Below are 17,189 nucleotides of genomic sequence, written 5' to 3'. Positions count from 1 at the left end.
CATCATCCGCGCTTGCCCTTGCGGGGGGTGGAGGCCGGACCTTCTTGGGTCTTGGTCTCCGCCGGCGGGCGCGGCGGCAACGCGTCCTCGGGCAGCGGGTTGATCACCATCACGAACTGCGTGCCGAACATCTGTGCCAGCGGCTCGCAGTAGACGCGCGAGAACGGCGAATCCGCGCGGCGCTCGATCTTGACGATGCGCGCCACCGGCAGGCCGGGCGCATAGACGCCGTCCACACCGCTGGTGGTCAGCAGATCGCCTTCCTGGATATCGGCATTGCTGGGCATGAAGCGCAGCTCCATGCCGCCACCGTAGGCATTGGTCGGGTCGCCATAGGCGACAGCCCGGGCGCCGGTGCGCGGGTTGAGCACGGGGATGGCCTGCTCCCGGTCGGTCAGCAAGGTTACCTCGGCGGACATCGGAAACACCCGGGTTACCTGGCCCAGCACACCCATCTCATCCATCACGGGGGAGCCACGCGCAATGCCGGCAACCTCCCCCTTGTCGATCACCACACGGCGGTTGAACGCGTCTGCCGTCTCGTATACCACCTGGGCGGCGCGCCCCTCGGTCTTGAGGCGGGGCACCAGATTGAGCAGCTGGCGCAGGCGCTGGTTCTCGTGGTCCAGGGTCTCGACCAGGTTGGCACGGTGCGTCAGTGCAATGGCGTTTTTCTCGGCCGTGACGGCGGCGGCCTGGGCGGTATGCAGGTCTTCGAAATACTTGGCGCCGCCCTGGGCCAGCAGCACCGGCTGCAGCATCACCCACTGCAGCGGAAAAAGCACGGTGGCGACGGCCTTGCGCAGCGGCTCGGTCAGCTTGAAGCGCACGTCCGCCACCATCAGGAACACCGCCAGCGCTACGCACAGCGCCAGACGCACATTGGCGCTGGGGCCCTGGGGCCGGAAAGTGGGGATACCGCCGGAGAAGACGTTGCGTGCCATGCGGTGCCTCAGCAGGACCGGGCCCGGTGGCCAGCGCCCGGCCCGGACGCGTGCCGGTCCGCCGGTCGGCGGTCAGCACGGTGGACAAAAGGCAATGGCAGGGACATCGGAGAAAGGCGAAAAATCAGAAACGGGCGCATCACAGCGGCGAAGCATCCAGCAAGGCTGCCTGCACATGGCAAGCGGCCCAGCTGCCGGATACACGTCGGGCGGGCCTGCAGCATGCGATGCAAGCATTGCCGCTGACGCACGCCATTATTGCGTAACCGCCGCGAAGGGTGCCTCTGTTACTCGCTGGTGAAAATCGTCACACCCTTGCGATCCAGGGTGTCGAGTGCAATACCGCAGCCGCGCACCACACAGGTCAGTGGCTCCTCGGCCACGAGCACCGGCAGGCCGGTCTCTTCGGCCAGCAGGCGGTCGAGGTCGCGCAGCAAGGCGCCACCACCGGTCAGCATCATGCCCCGGTCGGCAATGTCGGCACCCAACTCGGGCGGGGTTTGCTCCAGCGCGTTCTTCACCGCAGAGACGATCTGGTTGAGCGGCTCGGTCAGCGCTTCCAGCACCTCGTTGGAGCTGATCGTGAAGCTGCGCGGCACGCCTTCGGACAGGTTGCGGCCCTTGACTTCGATTTCCTTGACTTCGGAGCCTGGGAACGCAGAGCCAATGCTCTTCTTGATCAGCTCGGCGGTGGGCTCGCCGATCATCATGCCGTAGTTGCGGCGGATGTAATTGATGATGGATTCGTCAAACTTGTCGCCACCCACGCGGACACTGCCCTTGTAGACCATGCCGCCCAGCGAGATCACGCCCACTTCGGTGGTACCACCACCGATGTCGACCACCATCGAGCCGGAAGCCTCGGACACCGGCAGGCCCGCGCCGATACCGGCAGCCATCGGCTCTTCGATCAGCTCGACCTGGGTCGCGCCGGCCTTGAGCGCCGCATCCTTGATCGCACGGCGCTCGACCTGGGTCGAGCCGCAGGGCACGCAGATGATGATGCGGGGGCTGGGCGAGAGCAGGGTGCGGGGGTGCACCATCTTGATGAACTGCTTGATCATCTGCTCGGTGATCAGGAAGTCGGCAATCACACCGTCCTTCATCGGACGGATCGCTTCAATGTTGCCAGGCACCTTGCCCAGCATGGCCTTGGCTTCGCGGCCTACGGCCTGGATGACCTTGCGGCCATGGGTGCCGCCTTCATGGCGAATCGCAACGACAGACGGTTCATCCAGCACAATCCCCTTGTCGCGTGCAAAAATCAAGGTGTTGGCCGTGCCCAGGTCGATGGCCAGGTCGGTGGAAAAGTAGCGACGGAACGCTCCGAACATGCAGGTTTCCTCTAGGGCATGGGTCGCGCTTCGGCGCTCCATCGCCCTTCATTGGTGTGTGGTGAGATGACAGAAGGGTTTTTGATGCGCAATGACCGACGTTGCCGCGTTATTGCGTCAAAGACGGGATAATACTCTATCCCCTGTGAATAACTTACAGGGCAACGCTTTCCGGCCCCGTTTTTTTACGACTGGTTTACATACGACTATCTATGGCCCTGACAAAAGATGACATTGCCCGCATCGCCAACCTGGCGCGGCTCGAATTATCCGGAACCGAGAGTGAGCGCATGCTCTCGCAGATGAATAACTTTTTCGGCATTGTGGAGAAGATGCAGGCTGTGGATACCTCCGGTGTCATGCCCCTGTCACACCCCGTGGCCGCGATCCAGGAAATCAGCCTGCGCTTGCGTGATGACGTCATCAGCGAACCCAATAACCGGGAGGCCAACCAGCGCAGTGCCCCTGCCGTGGAAAAAGGCTATTTCCTGGTACCCAAGGTGATTGAGTAATTCACAGCATCTTCAGGCCTGGTGGGCCCTGGCAACAACCGGCCCCCGGCCGTGGTGGCGGCACCAGGCCGCACCACGGCCCTGAGACCGGCGCGCAGCGCCCTTTCCCATTCACCGAGATCGCCAAGATCGCGAGATTTGCATGAGCATCCCTACCGAATTGCATGACTTGAGCGTGGCCCAGCTGGCCGCCAAGCTCAAAAGCCGCGAAGTGTCCTCCGTCGAGGCTGCGCAACATTTCCTCACCCGCGCCAAGGCCCACCAGGACCTGGGCGCCTATGTCCATATCGATGAGGAGGTGACCCTGGCTCAGGCCCGTGCCGCCGATGCCGCCATTGCAGCGGGCACGGCCGGCAAGCTGGCCGGTGTGCCGATTGGCCACAAGGACCTGTTCGTCACCCAGGACTTCCCCACCACCGCAGGCAGCAAGATGCTGGCCGGCTACCAGTCGCCGTTTGACGCCACCATGGTGAGCAAGCTGGCCGCTGCCGGTGCCGTGACCCTGGGCAAGCTGAACATGGACGAGTTCGCGATGGGCTCGGCCAACGAGAACAGCGCCATCAGCCCGGTGCGCAACCCCTGGGATACCAGCCGCGTGCCTGGCGGTTCGTCCGGCGGCTCGGCAGCCGCCGTGGCCGCACGCCTGGCGCCCGCAGCCACCGGCAGCGATACCGGCGGATCCATCCGCCAGCCCGCGTCGTTCTGCGGCATCACCGGCATCAAGCCCACTTATGGCCGCGCCAGCCGCTACGGCATGATCGCCTTTGCCTCCAGCCTGGACCAGGCCGGCCCGATGGCGCGCACCGCCGAGGACTGCGCGCTGCTGCTCAGCGAGATGTGCGGCCCCGACCTGGACCGCGACTCCACCAGCCTCGACCACCCGGCCGAAGACTTCAGCGCTCACCTGAACGACTCGCTGGCCGGCCTGCGCATTGGCGTGCCTGCCGAGTTCTTTGGCGATGGCCTGAGCAGCGATGTGCGCGCCGCCGTCGATGCCGCCCTCAAGGAGTACGAAAAACTGGGCGCCAAGCTGGTGCCGATCAGCCTGCCGCGCACCGAGCTGTCCATCCCCGTCTACTACATCATCGCCCCGGCCGAAGCCTCGTCCAACCTCTCGCGCTTTGACGGCGTGAAGTTTGGCCACCGCGCCAAGGACTACACGGACCTGGTCGACATGTACAAGAAGACCCGCGCCGAAGGCTTTGGCGACGAAGTCAAGCGCCGCATCATGACCGGTGCCTATGTGCTCTCGCACGGCTACTACGACGCCTACTACCTGCAGGCGCAAAAGATCCGCCGCATGATTGCCGACGACTTCCAGGCCGCCTTCAAGGACTGCGACCTGATCGCCGGCCCCGCTGCGCCCACCGTGGCCTGGGCGCTGGGCGGCAAGAGCGACCCGCTTGCCAACTACCTGGCCGACATCTACACCCTGCCTGCGTCGCTGGCCGGCCTGCCCGGCCTGAGCGTGCCTGCCGGCTTTGGCGAAGGCGGCATGCCCGTGGGCCTGCAGCTGATCGGCAACTACTTTGGCGAAGCCAAGCTCCTGAACGCGGCCCACCAGCTGCAGCAAGCCACCGACCACCACCTGCGCCAGCCCACCGGCATCGCGAAGTAACGCAGGGAGGAACACAGAACATGACCGAAACAACCGTCAAGCTCATCAACGGCTACGAAGTGGTGATTGGCTTTGAAACCCACACCCAGTTGGCCGCCAACAGCAAGATCTTCAGCCGCGCCAGCACCGCCTTTGGCGCCGAGCCCAACACCCAGGCCTGCGCCGTGGACCTGGCCCTGCCCGGCACCCTGCCGGTGATGAACAAGAAGGCCGTCGAGTGCGCGATCAAGCTCGGCCTGGCGCTGGGCAGCACCATTGCGCCCGTCAGCATCTTTGCGCGCAAGAACTACTTCTACCCCGATCTGCCCAAGGGTTACCAGATCTCGCAGTTCGAGATCCCGGTGGTGCAAGGCGGTGAGGTGAGCTTCTTCGTCGGCGACCAGAAAAAGACCGTGCGCCTGGTGCGCGCCCATCTGGAAGAAGACGCCGGCAAATCCGTGCACGACGAATTCATCGGCCAATCGGGCATTGACCTGAACCGCGCCGGCACGCCGCTGCTGGAGATCGTCACCGAGCCCGACATGAGCAGCACCGCCGAAGCCGTGGCCTATGCCAAGGAACTGCACAAGATCGTCACCTGGATCGGCATCTGCGACGGCAACATGCAGGAAGGCTCGTTCCGCTGCGATGCCAACGTGTCGGTGCGCAAGCCCGGCCAGCCGCTGGGCACCCGCCGCGAGATCAAGAACCTGAACTCGTTCAAGAACATGCAGATCGCCATCGATTACGAAATCCGCTGGCAGATCGAGGAGATCGAAGATGGCCGCGCGATCCAGCAGGCCACCGTGCTGTTCAACCCCGACACCGGCGAGACCCGCGCAATGCGCACCAAGGAAGACGCGGCCGATTACCGCTACTTCCCCGATCCGGACCTGCCGCCACTGGTGGTGGCCGACAGCTGGGTGCAAGCCGTCAAGGCCGAGATGCCCGAGCTGCCGCGCCAGCGCGCCGACCGCTTTGTGGCCGACTACGGCCTGCCCGAGTACGACGCCACCACCCTGACCCAAAGCCAGGCGATGGCCGACTACTTTGAAGCCGCCGCCAAGGCCAGCGGCCAGCCCAAGCTGGCCAGCAACTGGGTGATGGGCGAGATCTCGCGCCGCCTGAACCTGGAAGAGATCGGCATGGACCAGGTCAAGGTCAGCGCCGCGCAGCTGGGCACCCTGATCGCCCGCATCCACGGCAATGTCATCAGCAACAACAGCGCCAAGCAGGTGTTCGAGGCGCTGTGGAGCGGTGAAGGCGCAGATGTGGACACCGTCATCGACGCCAAGGACCTGAAGCAATCCAACGACACCGGCGCGCTCGAAGCCATCATCGACGAGGTGATCGCCGCCAACCCCGGCAATGTCGAGCAGTACAAGGCCGGCAAGGACAAGGCCTTCAACGCCTTGGTCGGCCAGGTGATGAAGGCCTCCAAGGGCAAGGCCAACCCAGGCCAGGTCAATGAACTGCTGAAGGCCAAATTAGCCTGACCCTGGGGCAGCAATACCCAGACAGCAAGAAGCCTCCAGCGATGGAGGCTTTTATACGGGCTCGCCAGGCATGCACGCTGGCAGGCCCTAGGGATTACCGCGCCGTGGCGGCTACCCGTGGCTTAGGCCAACGCGGGCTTTAGCGCTGCTGCTGCGAGCGGTCTTGCTGACCAGGCTGCTTTTGCTGCGGCGACTGCTGCTGGTGTTGCTGCTCTTTTTGCGAACCGGATTTCTGGCCCGATTGCTGCTGGTTCACCTGGTTGGGATGGCGTTGGCTGTTTGGCTGATTCATAGCGTTAGCTCCTTCAAGATGATGACGGGGCGACATGCCCTGCCATGGCTCTATAGTCGCGCCGCAGCCCAGAGGCCGGTGTAGGAATTGACGCGCCGCCTGCATCGAGACGTTTCTCTGCGCACATTTTGCAAAGCCGCATGGCGTTCTTGCCTGGGGCGATCGGCGCAAGTCAACAACATTCCTTTTCCTTCCTTCACAGAAGTTCAAGCTTGGGTTGACTCCCAGCGGTCGGCCATGTCTTCGGTATAGCCCAACACCAAGCTGCGTTGCGTTTGCAGCACCGCTGGCAGGGCTTGCCAGCCCGGATGGGCCCGCAACGCCTCATCAGCCGAGGCATACAGCGCCCGCAAATCCTCTACCAGCGCCTGGGCCTGCGCCGCATCCGGCGGCTGCGGGCGGGCCAGCGCCATCCAGGCGGCGCCCATCGCATACAGCTGGTAGCCATGCTGCTGCCCCAGATGCTGGTGGATGGCATGGTTCTGAAAGCTGTCCCAGTCGGCGCTGAAATAGCCATTGGGCTGGCCGGCGATCAGCGGGTCGGCATCGGCGAGCGGCAGGCGCTGGATGTAGATGACCTCGTCCAGCAGCAGATCGGGGCAGCGATTGGCGGCCAGCAGCGCGTCGATATCGCTGCCGCTCAGCGCCAGACTGCCGCAGACCTCAGCCCAGCGTTGCGGGCCCTGGGCCTGCCGCAGTTGCCGCGCGCGGTGCTGCAGCGCCTGCAGCTCCCAGGCGGCCTCCTGTGCCGGATCGTCCCAGTCCATGTCCGGCGGGCTGGCCAGGGAGAGCCGATCGCCCTGGCTGGCATGGCCGCTGGTGTAGCTGGCCTGCTGGATATCGTCCAAGGTGCTCAGGTAGCGGTGGCCGGGGTCGGCGGCACGCAGCGCCTCGACATGGGCCAGCAGCGCAGCGAGGCTGGCCACCCCCTCCAGCCATAGGTAGGCAAAGGGGTAGTTGGCGCGGCGGTACGGGGGGTTGGGCTGCGCGAAGAAACCGGTGTTCATGGCAATCTGCTGGCGAGGGGGTCAAGGACGCCAGTATCGCCGCTGACAGCGCTGCTGCGCCCACGAAAAAGCCCGCTGGAAGCGGGCTGTGGCGCAGCATTCAGCAGATCAGCACATCTGTGCATTGCTCGGCGTCTTGGGCTCGGTGCCCAGTTGGCGGCGGTTGCATTTGCACTGCTGCTGCGAGTACTTGGCCTCGCGCAATGGCTGCCCCTGTTGCAGGGGCCAAGGTTGCTGCTTGGTCATCGGCAAAGGCAGGTGTTGCATGGCTGGCTCCGTGTGATCTGGCTGCGTGCCGTCGCTGTCTACTTCTGCGACTGCTGCTTGCGGTCTTGGTGGCCCTGTTGCTGCTGCTTGGGGACTGCTGCTGTTGCTGCTGTTCCTTTTTCTGCACAGGCTGTTGGTTGGACGCCTGGCGGTTCTGCTGAGTCATCGCTATCTCCTTCAGTGTCAAGTTGGGAGGGGCGGCAGGCTCTGGGCACTGCCGTAGCTAGATGGTGCCGCAGGTGCTGCGCCGCGCTTGTAGGAGTTTTGGAGATCTGAATGGCTTTACGTAAACGAGCCGTTCGATTTGCAAAATTTCTTTTCAAAACAGCAGCTTATCCCAGCCAATAACTATCGACGCAAGGGCCGTTTTTGGGGCCGGCTATGGCCCCACCGCCGGGCTGCGGAGTGATCGGCTGGGGCCGGTCTGCCGCCGCTCAGTCTTCGCCCGGGGATGGAAGGCGTTTTTGCGGCTGAAAGTCGTACAAGGTCTGGCCGGCGTTGTCGATCACCAGCGCCGGAAGGTTGGCGCTGGTGGTCAGGTAAAAGCCGCCTGGCCAGGCCTGCGCAGCGAGCTGCGCCCCGTCCAGCAGCAGCTGCGGCATCTCGCGTGACGACTTGCGCCATACCAGTTGCAGGCTGCGCGCATCCACGATCTGCAGCACGACTTCGGCAGCGGTGGTGGGCGTCTCGTCGTAGCGCATCAGCACCCGGTCGGCATTGCGGGCCAGCACCTCGCCGCTGAACTGCACCGGCACTTGGGCCACTGCGGCGATCTGGGTGATGCCTGCATCACGCAGCGCCTGGCGGCTGACGACGAAACCATCGCTCACCGGCTGGTAGAGCCTGGGCGCGGCGCGCACCTGTTGGTCTGCGCTGGAATGCACGCTCAGCCGTGGCCAGCGTTCAAACTCGCCGGGCCGCACTTTTTGCGCAAACTGCAGCAGCATGGTGGGCAAGCCGTACTGGGCCACGTCGGTGTCAAAGTCGGCGTAATCGATGCGCGATACCGTCTGCTGGTACTGCGCCCAGGGGCGCTGCTGCCAGCGCTGCAGCCGCTCCGCCCAGGGGTACAGCTCGCCGCTGGCCCAGTACAGCGCATAGCGGTCGCCGGTATTGCTGGTCACCTCCAACAAACCCGGTTCGCGCTGCTCGCCAAATGCGTACCTGGACACGCCCGTGCCCAGCGCTGCCGCAAAGCGCTGGCGCAGCGCTGCATCCATCGGTTCAAACGCGGTCTGCGCCGGCTGGCGCAGCCACCAGTGCCGGTCATTGAGCAGCAGCGACAGCTGGCCATCGGCCTCGCTGCGCAGGCGGGCGGGCTGGCGCAGCTGCGCGCGGGGCAGCACGATGCGCTGGGGCTGGCCCAGCAGCTGCCTGGCCTGCAGGTCGTTGTCCAACAGCACAAATACATCGTCCTGCGTGGTGCTGTGCTTCATCACCCGCAGCATGCGCAGGCTGCCATCCTCGCCCTGGTAGATGGCCGATGCCTCGACCTCGCCCAGCTCCTCGGCCTGGTCCGCAGGGCGCAGCAGGCGGACCGTGGCGGGCACCAGCAGCGGCAGCACAAAAAACACCACCAAGGCGATGCCCAGGGGCCCGATGGCGCGCCGGGGGATGTTCATCGCGCGGCGCCTTCAGCCGCACCGCTAAAGTCCTGCAGCACTGCACCGTCCTCGCCGATCAGCAGCGCAGGCTGGCGCATGTCGTTGAGCAGCAAAAAGCCGCCGCTGACCGCCTGGCCGGTGACATAGGCTCCACCTTCGCGCTTGCCCAGTGGGGGCAGCTGGTCGATCGTGCGGCTCCACACCACCTGCTGGCTGGCCTTGTCCAGCAGCTGGATGACGCGGCCTTCCTGCCGCACCGGGCTGGGGTTGTAGGCCAGCAGCAGGCGGCGCGCGTTTTCCGCCATCACATCGGCATGGAAGCGCGGCACCGCCGGCTGCACCACCTTGATGCGCAGCAGCCCCCGGTCCTGGGTGGCATACCGGGGCGTGAAGTAACCATCGCCTATCGGCACATAGCTGCGCAACGATGTCTGCACCTCGCGGCTGTCGCCGGGCTGCAGGTCGAAGTAGCCAAAGTGAAGAGGCTGACCGGGCTCGTGCCGCCACCAGGACTGCACCAGCACGGCGCGGTTCTCCTCGCCGGTCGGGCGGGGCAGCGATTCGTAGCGGTAAAAGGCGGTCTCCTGGCGGTAGTCGGCTTGCGCCTTTTCATACAGGCTGCTGCTGTCGGCCGCCGGCCAGATCTGGCCCAGCAGCCAGTACACCAGGTATTTGCTGCCATTGCGGCTGGTCACCTCCAGGCTGTCGGGCCGGTCACGGCCCTTGGGCGCCACGCCGACGATGCCCTCGCCCAGCTGCGCTGCAAAGCGCGCGCTCAGCTGGGGCTGCAGATCGACAAAGCGCAAGGTGCCGGGGTCGAAACGCCAGAAACCGCGCTCCTTCAAGAACAGGTAGAGCTGGCCGTCGGAGAAGAACTGCAGCTCTGCGCTGCCCGAGCTGCCGGCCCAGGGCATCGCCATGCGCTGGGGCTCCCCCAGGCTGGTGCCGGTGGCCGCATCGCGCACCACCGTGCGGTAGATCACATCATCGTGCTCACGGTTTTCATACAGCTGCACCAGCAGGCGCTGGCCGTTGCGCTCAATGAGCGTGGTGGCCTCGCTGCGGCCCAGCGCCAGCGGCGGTGCCTTGGCTTGCCAGGCAGCGGGCAGGCTCAGTCGGAGCCCGGGTTGCAACCGGGGCAGCCACCAGGGTATGGACACCAGCATCGCCAGCAGCACCAGGACCCAGGGCAGATGCCGGCGCAGCCGCGCCCCGCTGGCTGCGTCTGCAGAGGCGGGCATGCCTGGGTAGGCCTGACCCTGCAACTGCTCCAGCCGGAACTGCGCGCCGCACTGCAGGCAGGCAAAGGCATGGGGCACGCCTGCACTGCGGCAGTGCGCAGCGCCGCAGCGCGGGCAATACGGGGACAACAGAGAGGATGCGGGGGACCAGGCGGGCATAAGCCAGCGATGATAAACCGTGGCCCCAGGATCCCGGGGACCCGCTTTGCAAACGAAGCTGGGCGCCGCCAGGTGGGCGACTCCCAGGCGTCAGCCGCCTTGCCCGCGCGGCTGCCCCAGCCGCTAACATGCTGGCTTTTGAACCTGCTGCGCCCTGCCCCATGACCACCACCGCCCCATCCACCGCTGTTGCCAACGACATCCCCGCCTACACCGTGGATGAGCCGGCCCACCAGATCTTCGGCCTCAGCATGGCCATGGCCGAGGCCTTTCTGCTCAAGGGCGAGGCGATCGGCAATGACCGCGCCCGGGTGCGCATGCCCTACCAGAAGCAATACACCAACAGCCGGGGCGACATGCATGGCGGCGCCATCGCCACGTTGCTCGATGTGGGCCTGTCCTGCGCCGCACGCGCGCATGACCCGTCGCGCTATGGCGTCATCACCGTGGACCTGACCATCCACTACATCGCACCGGGCAGCGGCGATGTGGTCTGCACCGCCATCTGCGAAAAAAGGGGCAGGAGCCTGTCGTTTGTGCGAGGCGAACTGCATGACGATGCCGGCAACCTTTTGGGGCTGGCCACCGGCACCTTCAAGCTGGTCGACAAACAGAAAATCTGAGCCTGCAAAAAACCGGCAGATATGGCATGCTGGCGGTCTTATTGCTCCAATTTTGACCATGACGCGCCAATCCACCCATGCCATCCATCCCCAGTTTCTGGACCGTTCCTCGCCCCGCGCCTTCTCCGGCAAGGCGCTGACGCCCAAGGACATCGAGACCATTGTTGAAGGCGCACGCTGGGCCCCTTCGGCCAGCAACAAGCAGCCCTGGCACTTTGCGTATTCGATCCATGGCGATGCCAACTGGCAAGCGTTCTCCACCATCCCCAACGAGTTCAACCGCCGCTGGTGCCTGAACGCCGGCGCGTTGCTGGTGGTGTTGTCGAACAAGGCCGAATCGGCCATGCACAGCTTTGACACCGGCTGTGCCTGGGGCTACCTGGCGCTGCAAGCGCATGCCATGGGCCTGGCCACGCATGCGATGGCCGGCATCGAGCTGGCTGCCGCACGCGAGGTGCTGCAACTGGGCGAGCAGTGGCAGGTCGAATGCCTGGTCGCGATCGGCGAGCGCGGCGACAAGTCCAGCCTGCCAGCCGACCTGGCCGAGCGCGAAACACCATCGCCACGCAAGGCGCTGTCGGACATCCTGAGCGCAGGCCCGCTGGCTTAAACGGCTGCCTCCAGCAACGCAAAGGCTCCCAACCGGGAGCCTTTGTGCTTCAGGCATCAGGCTTTATGCGACGTTCAGGCGCTCGCCGCTGTGCCGGTCAAACACATGCCAATGCTGCGGCGCCGTGTGCCAATGCAGGGCCTGGCCGGGGGCCAGCGCCAGGCGCTCCTTGACGGTCGATATCAGTGGCTGCTGGCCAAAGCGGCTGACCACCTGGGTTTCGGCGCCGGTGGGCTCGACGACCTCGACCGTCGCAGCGCTGGTGGCCACACCGCTCAGCGGCGCCACCTCCAGCTGCACATGCTCGGGCCGCACACCCAGCCACAGTTCACGCGCGCCCTGGGCCTGCAGGCCAGGCAGCAGCGGCAGGCGCTGGCCATCGTCGGTCACCAGCTGCCAGCCGTCCTGCGCTGGCTGGCTGCGGGCGGCAATCAGGTTCATCGCCGGTGAACCGATGAACTGCGCGACAAAGGCATTGCGCGGCCGGTCATACAGCTCCAGCGGGGTGCCGACTTGCTCAATCACGCCGTCGCGCATCACCACGATGCGGTCGGCCATGGTCATGGCCTCGATCTGGTCGTGGGTGACATAGACCGTGGTGGTGCGCAGGCGCTGGTGCAGGGACTTGATCTCGGTGCGCATCTGCACGCGCAGCTTGGCATCGAGGTTGGACAGCGGCTCGTCAAACAAAAACGCCAGCGGCTCGCGCACAATGGCGCGGCCCATCGCCACACGCTGGCGCTGGCCGCCCGAGAGCTGGGCAGGCAGGCGGCCCAGCAGCGGCTCCAGGCCCAGAATCTCGGCCACCTGCTGCACGCGCTGCGCGATGGCCGCCGGCGCCTGGCGCTGCAGCTTCAGCGCAAAGCCCAGGTTATCGGCCACCGTCATATGCGGGTAGAGCGCATAGTTCTGGAACACCATCGCGATATTGCGCTCGCGCGGCGGCACCTCGTTGATAACCTGTCCGCCCAGCACGATCTGGCCGCTGCTGACTTCCTCCAGCCCGGCGAGCATGCGCAGCAAGGTGGATTTGCCGCAGCCAGACGGGCCCACCAGCGCGACAAACTCCCCCTCGGCGATATCAAGCGATATGCCCTTGAGCACATCGTGCCCCTCAAAGTGCTTGCGCAGCTGTCTCAATGCAATCGAAGCCATCTCAGTCCTTTACGCCACCGGCGGTGAGGCCGTGCACCAGGTATTTGCGCACCAGCACCGTGAACAGCAGCACCGGCAGCATCACCATCGTGCCGGCCGCTGCGATCTTGGTCCACTCCCAGCCGTCGTACTGCAGAAAATTGACGATGGCGACCGGCGCCGTCACCGCCTGGGTGCGGGTCAGAATCAGTGCGAAGAAAAAGTCGCTCCACGAGAAGATGAAGCACAGCACGGCCGTGGCCACCAGGCCCGGCCGGGTCAGCGGCAAGGTCACATGCCAGAACGCCGACCAGATGCCGCAGCCGTCCATCCAGGCTGCCTCTTCCAGCGCTGTGGGAATCGCGTCAAAAAAGCCTTGCATCATCCAGATCACGATCGCCAGGTTGAAGGTCAGGTAGACCAGCACCAGCGCCCAGACCGTGTCGAGCAGACCCAGCCAGCGAAAGGCCAGGAAGAACGGAATCGTGAACGCAATGGGCGGCGCCATGCGCGTGCACAGCACCCACAGCGCCACCTGGCGCCGCTGCTTGAAGCGCCAGCGCGACAGCGCATAGGCCGCAGGCACCCCCAACAGCAGTGACAGCCCGGTGGACAACACACTCACCAGCAGGCTGTTGCCAAAGGAGCGCGCAAAGTTGTCCTGCCAGAGCCCGGTAAAGGCCTCCAACGTGGGGCTGAAGATGAGATCCAGCGACAGCGCATCGCCCGCCGGGCGAAAGGCCATCTGCAGCATCCACAAAAAGGGCAGCAGCACCAGCATCAGCACCCCCACAGCCACGGTGCTGCGCAGATGGCGCTGTGCGCGCTGCACTAAGCGTTGCCACAGCGGCAATGAAGGTGCTGCGCTGTGCCAGGTCTCAGCGTGCATGGCGCTCTCCGTTGGCCTTGCCCAGGCGGCTGATCAGCGCGCTCAGCATAAAGATGATGGCCAGCATCACCACCGCAATGGCGCTGCCATACCCCCAGTACGAGAAGTTGAAGGCCTGGATAAAGCCGTAGAAATTGGTCACCTCGGTCACGGTGCCCGGCCCGCCATTGGTCAGCACATACAGCAGCGGAAAGGCCTTGAAGCTGTCGATCAAGCGGAACAGCGCGCAGACCACCAGGGTGCGCTGCAGATAGGGCAGCACGATGTAGACAAACACCTGCCAGCGGTTGGCGCCATCGATGCGGGCGGCATCGACCGGGTCGCGCGGCACCATCTGCAGCTGCGCCAGCACCATCAGCATCGTGAACGGGAACCACTGCCAGACATCGGCAACGACGATGGCCCACAGAGCGGTATCGGGATTGGCGATCAGCGAGCGCACCGGCCAGCCCCACTGCTCGAGCAGCGCATGCAGCGGACTGATGTCGGGCGTGTAGATGATCTTCCAGACGAGGGCCACCACAATCGGTGGCAGCACCATGGGGATCAGGAAAAATGTGCGCAAGCCCGCCAGCAGCCGGCTGCCGCTGTGCAGCAGCAGGGCCAGGCCCAGGCCGACGAGCAGCTGCAGCAGCACCCCTACCGACGAGAGCTTGGCCTGCACCCACAGCGAATCCAGAAAGCGCTGGTCCTGCAGCAGCTGCGCATAGTTGCCAGCGGGCTGCCCAAAGTGGAAGGTGGCTGCCGGGTCCGTCAAGCTCAGCGGCGTCAGGCTCACCACCACCAGGGTGATCAGCGGCAGCAGGGTAATGGCGGCCAGCACCACCAGCGCCGGTGCCAGGCCCAGGCCGTAGGCCCGCGCCGATGCGCGCTGCCAGCGCTGTGTGGCGGGCGTTTCAGCGTGCTTGCCGTATGTTGGCCCGGGCAGCGGCAAGGACTGCGTCGGCCCCGTGTCGAGCGCCTGCGGCGCGATGGAAGCGGTGGGCGGCATGGGCGCGTTCCTGGCCTGTCAGACCGAGACGCCAGCGCGGCGCAGCTCGGCAATCGACGCGGTCTGCGCCTGCTTCATGGCCTGCTCGGGCGTGCGCTGGCCGGTGACGATCAACTCGATGGCCTTGTTGATCTGCTGGTCCACCTGCGGGTAGGCGGCCACGGTGCGGTATTTCATATGGCCCTGCTTGGCCGACAGGTCCACCGATGCGGTCACCAGCGCCGCAATGTCATAGCCATTGGCGCGTTGGCGCTCGCGGTAGATGGGGGAGTCGATGTCCGAGCGGCGTGTCGGAGAGCCATAGCCGGCGGCCACGGCACGCTGCAGGGTTTCCTTGGACGTCGCCCAGCGGATGAACTGCCAGGCGGCGTCCTTGTTCTTGCTGCCCACCGGAATGCCCCAGCCATGGATGGCGGTGCCTGGAAAGCGGCCGGCCACGCCCTTGGGCACCTGGCCCCAGGCCGCCGATGCCGCCACCTTGCTGCTCGATGCGTCGGCCAGCTGCGAGAGGTTGATCTGGCCTTGCACGCTCAAATGGCTGCGCCCGGCCTTGAGCGACTGCACCGCCTGGTCCGAGGTGTAGGAGACCACTCCGTCAGGCCCGTATTCACGCAGCAGGCGGGCAAAGTAGTCGGCCGCCGCGATCGCCTCGGGGCTGTCCAGGGTCGGGAACAGGTCATCGGGCGCCTTGCGGAACACATCGCCGCCAAAGGCCTGCAGGAAGGGGATGAAGGTCCAGCCATAGTGGTTGTCGGTGACAAAGCCGGCCGCGCGCTCCTTGCGGTTGAGCAGCTTGGCCGCTTCCAGCCAGGCATCTGTCGTATCGGGAAAGGCCAGGCCCGACTGCTTGAGCACATCAAAGCGCGAGGCGGCGGCAATCGTCACCTCGGCCTGCCAGGGAATGCCGTAGAGCTGTCCGTCGCGGCCCCGCTCGGGCGCCAGCGCGCCTTCCAGAAAGTCGCGGATGTCAAAGTTCGCCGGCGTTTTGTTCGGATCGTTGATATAGCCGTCCAGCGGCGTCAGCCAGCCCGAGTTGATCCAGCGGCTCGAATAGATGAAGGTGACATTGACCGCATCAAAGGCCGCGCCCTTGGTGGACAACTCCAGATCGGCACGCTGGTTGTAGACCGGAAAGCCGGGCGTGTCGAAGTTCACCTTGGCGCCCGTCGCCTCCTCGAATTCGGGAATCCAGGGGCGCAGCAGCTTCGAGTACGGCGAGCTGTACAACGAGGTATTGAGCGTCACGCCCTTGAGCGGCTTGCTGTCCAGCGCCAGTGCGGGAAAGCCCAGCGCGCTGCCGGCACCGGCGGCCAGCGCTGAGACCAGCAGCTTGCGGCGCGGCACCAGCAGGCCGCCTTCATAGTGGTAGGTGGTTCGGGTCATCGAAGTTCTTCTCCAGCGGGCGCAGGCGTTCAGGGCCGTCTGCTGTCGGATAGGGAGGCAGGCGCAGCGCCAGTCCAGGCAGCCGCCAGGTCCGGCCGGTCTGCGGCGGGTCAGGCTGCGGCCGGCTCGCGCACCGTCAGGTCGACGCTGGTGCGGCCATCGACCGCAGTGGCCACATCGCCGGTGACCGTGACGCGGCGCATCACGCGGTGGGCGTCGGCGTAGTCATTGATGGCGTAGTGCTGGGTTGCCCGGTTGTCCCAGATGGCCACATCGCCGGGCTGCCAGTGCCAGCGCACGGTGTTTTCCAGACGCACAATGCGCTCATGGAAGAGCTGCAGCAACGCGGCAGACTCGTTGCTGCGCAGGCCCTTGATGCGCTTGGCAAAGTGGCCCAGCAGCAGCGCCTTCTCCCCCGTCTCGGCATGCACATGCACCAGCGGTTGCTCGGACTCGATGGTCTTGCTGGTGAACACCTTGCGGTAGCTGGCACGGCCCTGCGTCTCGCTCTGGCTGGCGGTGGTGTTCTGGCGGAAGTTCTCCGCATAGTCGTAGTCATTGCCATGCACGGCCCAGAGCTGCTCGGCCAGCTGCTGCAGCGGGGCGGGCAGGCTCTCGTAGGCGGCCACAGTGTTGGCCCAGACGGTGTCGCCACCATGGCCGGGCAAGGTGACGGCGCGCAGCACGCAGACTTTCGGGAACACCGCCTTGAAGGTCACGTCGGTGTGCCAGGAATCGGCCCGGCCACCGTGCTGGGAATTGAGCTCCAGGAAGGCCGTGCCATCGGGTGCGGGCACGGTGGGATGCGCTTCGATCTCGCCAAACAGACGGCCAAAGGCCTGGTGGCTGGCGTCATCAAGGTGCTGCTGGCCCCGGAAGAAAATCACCCGGTGCTGCAGCAGCGCCGCCTTGATCTGGGCAAACAGCGCTGGCTCCAGCGCGCCCGACAGCGACACGCCATGCACCACCGCGCCAATACGGCCCGCCAGGGGCTCGATGTGCAGGGCGGCGCCTGCAGCGGCATCGGCCGCGGGGCTCAGGTGGCGAACATTGGTGATGGCATTCATGGGCGCTCCTCAAGGGCTGGCAATCAGGTGGAAGCCTTC

The 17,189-nt window shown here is 65.4% G+C and carries 17 protein-coding genes; 5 read left to right on the top strand and 12 right to left on the bottom strand.

The genetic code is table 11. The features are described 5' to 3' along the window. Positions 1–2 precede the first annotated feature (2 nt). Complete coding sequence (gene mreC, locus MJ205_RS21400) at positions 3–944, bottom strand: rod shape-determining protein MreC (RefSeq protein WP_239810286.1); 942 nt, start codon at positions 942–944, stop codon at positions 3–5. Between the two features lie 287 nt (positions 945–1,231). After that, positions 1,232–2,278, bottom strand: a complete 1,047-nt coding sequence (locus MJ205_RS21395; RefSeq protein WP_021026802.1) for a rod shape-determining protein — start codon at positions 2,276–2,278, stop codon at positions 1,232–1,234. Positions 2,279–2,490: 212 nt separating this feature from the next. Between MJ205_RS21395 and gatC the strand changes: the two genes are divergently transcribed. The 3 genes from gatC (at position 2,491) to gatB (ending at position 5,883) form a co-directional block, all read left to right on the top strand. Continuing rightward, positions 2,491–2,790: an Asp-tRNA(Asn)/Glu-tRNA(Gln) amidotransferase subunit GatC gene (gatC, locus tag MJ205_RS21390; RefSeq protein ID WP_239810285.1), complete on the top strand. Its 300-nt coding sequence runs from the start codon at positions 2,491–2,493 to the stop codon at positions 2,788–2,790. Between the two features lie 142 nt (positions 2,791–2,932). Beyond that, positions 2,933–4,408, top strand: coding sequence for an Asp-tRNA(Asn)/Glu-tRNA(Gln) amidotransferase subunit GatA (gene gatA / locus MJ205_RS21385; RefSeq protein WP_239810284.1), 1,476 nt, complete (start codon positions 2,933–2,935; stop codon positions 4,406–4,408). Positions 4,409–4,428: 20 nt separating this feature from the next. Next, a complete protein-coding gene (gatB, locus tag MJ205_RS21380) occupies positions 4,429–5,883 on the top strand; it encodes an Asp-tRNA(Asn)/Glu-tRNA(Gln) amidotransferase subunit GatB (RefSeq protein ID WP_239810283.1) in 1,455 nt (484 codons plus the stop codon). 139 nt (positions 5,884–6,022) lie between these two features. On the opposite strand, the gene MJ205_RS21375 is transcribed toward gatB, so the two are convergent. The 5 genes from MJ205_RS21375 to MJ205_RS21355 form a co-directional block, all read right to left on the bottom strand. After that, positions 6,023–6,175 (bottom strand): transcription initiation factor TFIID subunit D10, encoded by a 153-nt coding sequence (locus MJ205_RS21375; protein WP_239810282.1) that lies wholly within the window; start codon positions 6,173–6,175, stop codon positions 6,023–6,025. Positions 6,176–6,381: 206 nt separating this feature from the next. After that, positions 6,382–7,182 carry a hypothetical protein gene (locus MJ205_RS21370; protein WP_239810281.1) on the bottom strand — a complete coding sequence of 267 codons (801 nt, stop codon included), beginning with the start codon at positions 7,180–7,182 and terminating at the stop codon, positions 6,382–6,384. 108 nt (positions 7,183–7,290) lie between these two features. Further along, positions 7,291–7,449, bottom strand: coding sequence for a hypothetical protein (locus MJ205_RS21365; RefSeq protein ID WP_239810280.1), 159 nt, complete (start codon positions 7,447–7,449; stop codon positions 7,291–7,293). A gap of 434 nt (positions 7,450–7,883) precedes the next feature. Then, a complete protein-coding gene (locus MJ205_RS21360) occupies positions 7,884–9,071 on the bottom strand; it encodes a hypothetical protein (protein ID WP_239810279.1) in 1,188 nt (395 codons plus the stop codon). Further along, a complete protein-coding gene (locus MJ205_RS21355) occupies positions 9,068–10,372 on the bottom strand; it encodes a hypothetical protein (protein ID WP_239810278.1) in 1,305 nt (434 codons plus the stop codon). Before MJ205_RS21355 ends, MJ205_RS21360 begins: the two co-directional genes overlap by 4 nt. Positions 10,373–10,614: 242 nt before the next feature. Between MJ205_RS21355 and MJ205_RS21350 the strand changes: the two genes are divergently transcribed. Next, the gene (locus MJ205_RS21350; protein WP_239810277.1) at positions 10,615–11,076 is read left to right on the top strand and encodes a PaaI family thioesterase; all 462 of its coding nucleotides are present in this window, start codon (positions 10,615–10,617) and stop codon (positions 11,074–11,076) included. A gap of 58 nt (positions 11,077–11,134) precedes the next feature. Next, positions 11,135–11,686, top strand: a complete 552-nt coding sequence (locus MJ205_RS21345; protein ID WP_230773338.1) for a nitroreductase family protein — start codon at positions 11,135–11,137, stop codon at positions 11,684–11,686. A gap of 63 nt (positions 11,687–11,749) precedes the next feature. Here the strand turns inward: MJ205_RS21345 and MJ205_RS21340 are convergent, their stop codons facing one another. From MJ205_RS21340 to MJ205_RS21320, 5 genes are all read right to left on the bottom strand, one after another. Then, positions 11,750–12,841, bottom strand: a complete 1,092-nt coding sequence (locus MJ205_RS21340) for an ABC transporter ATP-binding protein (protein ID WP_239810276.1) — start codon at positions 12,839–12,841, stop codon at positions 11,750–11,752. Between the two features lies 1 nt (position 12,842). Continuing rightward, positions 12,843–13,709, bottom strand: a complete 867-nt coding sequence (locus tag MJ205_RS21335; RefSeq protein ID WP_239810275.1) for a carbohydrate ABC transporter permease — start codon at positions 13,707–13,709, stop codon at positions 12,843–12,845. Beyond that, entirely contained in the window at positions 13,699–14,700 is a 1,002-nt protein-coding gene (locus MJ205_RS21330) for a carbohydrate ABC transporter permease (RefSeq protein ID WP_239810274.1), read from the bottom strand. Before MJ205_RS21330 ends, MJ205_RS21335 begins: the two co-directional genes overlap by 11 nt. 18 nt (positions 14,701–14,718) lie before the next feature. Then, on the bottom strand, positions 14,719–16,083 hold the full coding sequence (locus MJ205_RS21325; protein ID WP_239810273.1) for an ABC transporter substrate-binding protein: 1,365 nt from the start codon (positions 16,081–16,083) through the stop codon (positions 14,719–14,721). A gap of 110 nt (positions 16,084–16,193) precedes the next feature. Beyond that, entirely contained in the window at positions 16,194–17,150 is a 957-nt protein-coding gene (locus MJ205_RS21320) for a TauD/TfdA dioxygenase family protein (protein WP_239810272.1), read from the bottom strand. Between the last annotated feature and the right edge of the window lie 39 nt (positions 17,151–17,189).

Source organism: Comamonas sp. B21-038 (assembly GCF_022387135.1).
Lineage (GTDB): Bacteria > Pseudomonadota > Gammaproteobacteria > Burkholderiales > Burkholderiaceae_C > Comamonas > Comamonas sediminis.
Note: the sequence above shows the minus strand (reverse complement) of the source record. Positions and strands in the feature narration are given on the sequence as shown.

What these genes read in the sequence shown, in the direction of transcription:
- mreC (WP_239810286.1), bottom strand. Translation starts at nt 944, where the DNA reads ATGGCACGCAACGTCTTCTCCGGCGGTATCCCCACTTTCCGGCCCCAG.
- MJ205_RS21350 (WP_239810277.1), top strand. Translation starts at nt 10,615, where the DNA reads ATGACCACCACCGCCCCATCCACCGCTGTTGCCAACGACATCCCCGCC.
- MJ205_RS21360 (WP_239810279.1), bottom strand. Translation starts at nt 9,071, where the DNA reads ATGAACATCCCCCGGCGCGCCATCGGGCCCCTGGGCATCGCCTTGGTG.
- MJ205_RS21325 (WP_239810273.1), bottom strand. Translation starts at nt 16,083, where the DNA reads ATGACCCGAACCACCTACCACTATGAAGGCGGCCTGCTGGTGCCGCGC.
- MJ205_RS21375 (WP_239810282.1), bottom strand. Translation starts at nt 6,175, where the DNA reads ATGAATCAGCCAAACAGCCAACGCCATCCCAACCAGGTGAACCAGCAG.
- MJ205_RS21330 (WP_239810274.1), bottom strand. Translation starts at nt 14,700, where the DNA reads ATGCCGCCCACCGCTTCCATCGCGCCGCAGGCGCTCGACACGGGGCCG.
- gatB (WP_239810283.1), top strand. Translation starts at nt 4,429, where the DNA reads ATGACCGAAACAACCGTCAAGCTCATCAACGGCTACGAAGTGGTGATT.
- MJ205_RS21395 (WP_021026802.1), bottom strand. Translation starts at nt 2,278, where the DNA reads ATGTTCGGAGCGTTCCGTCGCTACTTTTCCACCGACCTGGCCATCGAC.
- MJ205_RS21335 (WP_239810275.1), bottom strand. Translation starts at nt 13,709, where the DNA reads ATGCACGCTGAGACCTGGCACAGCGCAGCACCTTCATTGCCGCTGTGG.
- gatA (WP_239810284.1), top strand. Translation starts at nt 2,933, where the DNA reads ATGAGCATCCCTACCGAATTGCATGACTTGAGCGTGGCCCAGCTGGCC.
- MJ205_RS21345 (WP_230773338.1), top strand. Translation starts at nt 11,135, where the DNA reads ATGACGCGCCAATCCACCCATGCCATCCATCCCCAGTTTCTGGACCGT.
- MJ205_RS21370 (WP_239810281.1), bottom strand. Translation starts at nt 7,182, where the DNA reads ATGAACACCGGTTTCTTCGCGCAGCCCAACCCCCCGTACCGCCGCGCC.
- gatC (WP_239810285.1), top strand. Translation starts at nt 2,491, where the DNA reads ATGGCCCTGACAAAAGATGACATTGCCCGCATCGCCAACCTGGCGCGG.
- MJ205_RS21365 (WP_239810280.1), bottom strand. Translation starts at nt 7,449, where the DNA reads ATGCAACACCTGCCTTTGCCGATGACCAAGCAGCAACCTTGGCCCCTG.
- MJ205_RS21340 (WP_239810276.1), bottom strand. Translation starts at nt 12,841, where the DNA reads ATGGCTTCGATTGCATTGAGACAGCTGCGCAAGCACTTTGAGGGGCAC.
- MJ205_RS21320 (WP_239810272.1), bottom strand. Translation starts at nt 17,150, where the DNA reads ATGAATGCCATCACCAATGTTCGCCACCTGAGCCCCGCGGCCGATGCC.